This is a genomic window from Streptomyces sp. NPDC111606, assembly GCF_055656945.1.
In genome coordinates this window covers 59,931-63,794 of sequence record NZ_JBVKBY010000012.1, presented here as the reverse complement: position 1 = coordinate 63,794, position 3,864 = coordinate 59,931, and the positions used below count along the sequence as shown (strand labels likewise).

2 protein-coding genes are annotated in these 3,864 nt (G+C 69.0%); both read left to right on the top strand.

What is annotated here, in order from left to right:
* The first annotated feature begins 1,228 nt into the window (after positions 1-1,228).
* Positions 1,229-1,597: a hypothetical protein gene (locus tag ACZ7M7_RS34895; RefSeq protein WP_472123968.1), complete on the top strand. Its 369-nt coding sequence runs from the start codon at positions 1,229-1,231 to the stop codon at positions 1,595-1,597.
* 10 nt (positions 1,598-1,607) lie between these two features.
* The coding region (fxsT, locus tag ACZ7M7_RS34890; protein ID WP_472123965.1) for an FxSxx-COOH system tetratricopeptide repeat protein at positions 1,608-3,864 on the top strand (2,257 nt) is incomplete at its 3' end.

The following is a 3,864-nucleotide window of genomic DNA, read 5'->3' as shown; positions in this document are numbered from 1 at the left end:
CAGATGACGCGGAAGCTTGACCAGCGTAGGCGCTTCGACCCGACGGACGTTCAGGCCCCCAGGCAACCTCTGGGTAGCGAGCCATCGTAAGTACCCCATCTGAAGTAAGAGATGCAATGCACTAGTGGCTCTTACTCCGCGACTCGCGGCGTGCACTTCCGTACACCACTCGAAGCGATCTTGGTCCGGCTAGGGAAGTTTTTCTCGTGCACAGCTGGGGACGAGGAAACCTGCTGGTCAATGGGCCTTTCTGGTGTGGCGCGGCCAGCTACCCACAGGCCTGTCCCGCAGGTCCCGTACAGCTGTGGGTCAAGTCTCCACAGGAGTACCGAGGTTGTACCCAAGGCCTGTGGATAACCAGATTGGCTGGTGACAACGGGCGTGCCACTATCAGCAAGCCAACCGGCGGAACTGTCCTACTAAGCAACGCAGTTGACATTGAGCAGGTTCCACGTGAAACGACGCGCGGAAGTAATACCCGTGTCCGTAAGTGGAGTTGGGCCTCTCATTTGTCAGTGGCGTGCCGTAGAAAGGTCAGGCCCAGACGAGATGCGGGGCGCACCCGAGCACTTTGGCGAGAGGCAGGTGCGCCCCGAGAGAGCCAGGAGGACCATGAACACGCCCCGTCCGACCCACAACGCCCAGCTTCAGCACGGAAGCCTTGGCGCTAGTACCACTGTTCCACGAGCCACTGACAACGCCCAATGGGTATGGCTCGGAGCAGTAGCCAGCTGCGTGATTGGAGCCCAGCCCCTTGCCGCAGCCCTCGATTCGGCGACGCAACTGGTCACCGTGATCATCGTGCTGTTGCTTGTCCGCGCGCAGCTGCGGAGTCACCCCTCTACTGCTGTAGAGGAGAGTCGTCAAGTACGCCGTTGATGTCTGACACCAGTGGCTGACACCAACAGGGGCGAACAGTGCCGGTCGATGCTGAACCTGAGCGGACCAGCGATCCAGGCTGAAGGTCGAGTGACCCAGAACGCACATCCGGCGTGATCGACCTGATAAGGATGAGGCCAGACCTCAAAGCCTTGGCCCATACGGGCGCCGACCGCACCATCGGCCGGCGCCCGTCGCTTTGACTCGGTCATTGAGACTCCACCGACCGCGTGGTCAAACAGCCCCGTGTGCGAGGAGTTGGTTTCTCCGCAGACCGGTTCTGGTGGCGGGGTACGTGCAACCATGATGTGTTCCAGGTGTGTTGACCGGTTCGGACAGGGGGCGGGGCATGGCGGCGCTCCGGTGGGTGGTGGCGGTGGGGGCCTCGGTGGCGGCGTTCTTTGCCGTGGCTGTGCCGTGGGCGGTGCTGTCTTCGGGTGGGCCGGACCCGTGGGAGGTGATCGGCCCGGTCGCCGGTGTGGTCGCGGCCGGGGTGCTGGCCGCGCTGGGCTGGTGGGCCTCCCAGACCGGTGCACCTGGCGGCACTGTGCCGGTGCACACGGTGCGGCAGTCAGCACGCGCGACGGGGAACATCAGGCAGACCGCGGGAAGCAATGGCGCGTCCGGCCGGGCCGGGCGTCGGCCGATGCGGGAGAGCATCCGCCAGCGGGCGCGCGGCGGCGGTGACGTCGACCAAGTCGGCGGGGACCGGGCCTGAGGGGCCGGCGGTGGTGGAGCGTTCGGGGCAGCGCCGTACGCGTCAGCAGGCGCGGGCGGGCGGGGATGCCATCGTGGCGGGGAGGGACCTGCATGTGCACCAGGCGCCGGTGCCCGGCCCGTCCGTGCAGTGGCCGGTGCGCGTGGGGGACGTGCCGCGGCTCGCGGCGGCGTTCCAGCCGCGTACGGAGATCCGGGACCGGGCCGATGAGGCGCGGCGCGAGGGCCGTGACGTGGTGCTGTCTGGGGCGGGCGGAGTGGGCAAGAGCCAGCTGGCGGCGTCCCTGGCACGGCAGCTGCGGGACCAGGAGCACACGGCGGGTGTCGGTCTGGACGTGCTGGTGTGGGCGAGAGCCGTCAGCCCCGACCAGATCATCACCGCGTATGCGAAAGCAGCCGGGCAACTGCATCTTTCCGGGGGCGACCCGGAGGACGAAGGCGGGGCGGCACGGCTGTTTGTGCGGTGGCTGACGGCCACGCAGCGGCGGTGGCTGGTCGTGCTGGACGACCTCACCGACCCCGCCCCCCTTGGGGAGTGGTGGCCGGACAGTGGCGCGGGTAGCGGCTGGGTCCTGGCCACCACCCGGCGCGAGGATGCCCAGCTCAGTGGCCAGGGTCGCGCCCTGATCCGGCTCGGCCTCTACACGCGGGAAGAGACAGGTGCCTATCTGCGTGAGCGACTCACCGACGCCGGACACGCTCACCTCCACGACCCCGGCCGGGCGGACGAGCTGGCAGACGGGCTCGGCGATCTGCCGCTCGCCCTCGGCCACGCCGCCGCCTATCTCATCAACACCCGGCGCACGATGGCCGACTACCTCACCCTGTTGCGCGATACCAGCAGTCGGTTGGGTGATCTGCTCCCGCCCAGCGCCGACACCGAAGGCTACGGACGGCCCGTCACCGCCTCGCTGCTGCTCTCCCTCGACGCCGTCGAGGAAGCCGACACCACCCGTCTGGCCCGCCCTCTGCTGCACCTCGCCTCCCTCATGGACCCCCTCGGTCACCCCGCCACCGCATGGACCACCCCCGCAGCCCTCGGCCATCTGCGCACCGCACGCCCACCGCAACGCCGCCGGCTGCGCCGCCACCACCCGGCCGTCACCGAAGGCGAGGTGCGCAGCGCGGTGGAATGGCTGCGCACCTACGCCCTGATCACCCAGGACACCGCCAACGCCCCCATCCGTCTGCACGCCCTGACCGCCCGCTCGGTGCGGGAAACCATCCCGTCCGGCACGCTCGCGGCCACGGCCCGAACCGCGGCCGACGCGATCGTGAGCCTGTGGCCCCGCCACAACCACGAGGAACGGGAACTGGTCGCCACACTGCGCGCCAACGCGGTCCATCTCGAGGAGCTCACCCATCCGACCCTGTGGCAGCCCGAAGCCCACTCGTGCATCTACGAGGTCAGCCGAAGCCTCAAGGATGCGGGGCTCTACCAGCAGGCCATCGAATACGACGAGACCACCGTCCGCCGCAGCAACGACATCCACGGCGACGACCATCCCGATACCCTCACCCCCCGCAACAACCTCGCCCTCGCCTACGGCGATGCCGGACGCATCCAGGACGCCCTCGACCTCGGCGAGCGGGTCCTGGCCGACTGCGAGCGGATCCTGGGCGACGACCACCCCAATACCCTCACCGCCCGCAACAACCTCGCCCTCTCCTACAGCGCTGCCGGACGCATCCAGGACGCCCTTAGCCTGCGCGAGCGGGTCCTGGCCGACCGGGAGCGGATCCTGGGCGACGACCACCCGGATACCCTCGGGGCCCGCAACAACCTCGCCCTCTCCTACGGCGCTGCCGGACGCATCCAGGACGCCCTTAGCCTGCGCGAGCGGGTCCTGGCCGACTACGAGCGGATCCTGGGCGACGACCACCCCGATACCCTCGGGGCCCGCAGCAACCTCGCCCTCTCCTACGGCGCTGCCGGACGCATCCAGGACGCCCTCGACCTCGGCGAGCGGGTCCTGGCCGACTACGAGCGGATTCTGGGCGACGACCACCCCTACACCCTCACCCCCCGCAACAACCTCGCCCTCGCCTACGGCGCTGCCGGACGCATCCAGGACGCCCTCGACCTCGGCGAGCGGGTCCTGGCCGACTGCGAGCGGATTCTGGGCGACGACCACCCCGATACCCTCGGGGCCCGCCACAACCTCGCCGACTTCTACGGCGCTGCCGGACGCATCCAGGACGCCCTCGACCTCGGCGAGCGGGTCCTGGCCGACTACGAGCGGATTCTGGGCGACGACCACCCCTACA

Excerpts from the sequence above, each read along its gene's own strand:
- ACZ7M7_RS34895 (WP_472123968.1), top strand. The coding sequence starts at position 1,229 with ATGGCGGCGCTCCGGTGGGTGGTGGCGGTGGGGGCCTCGGTGGCGGCG.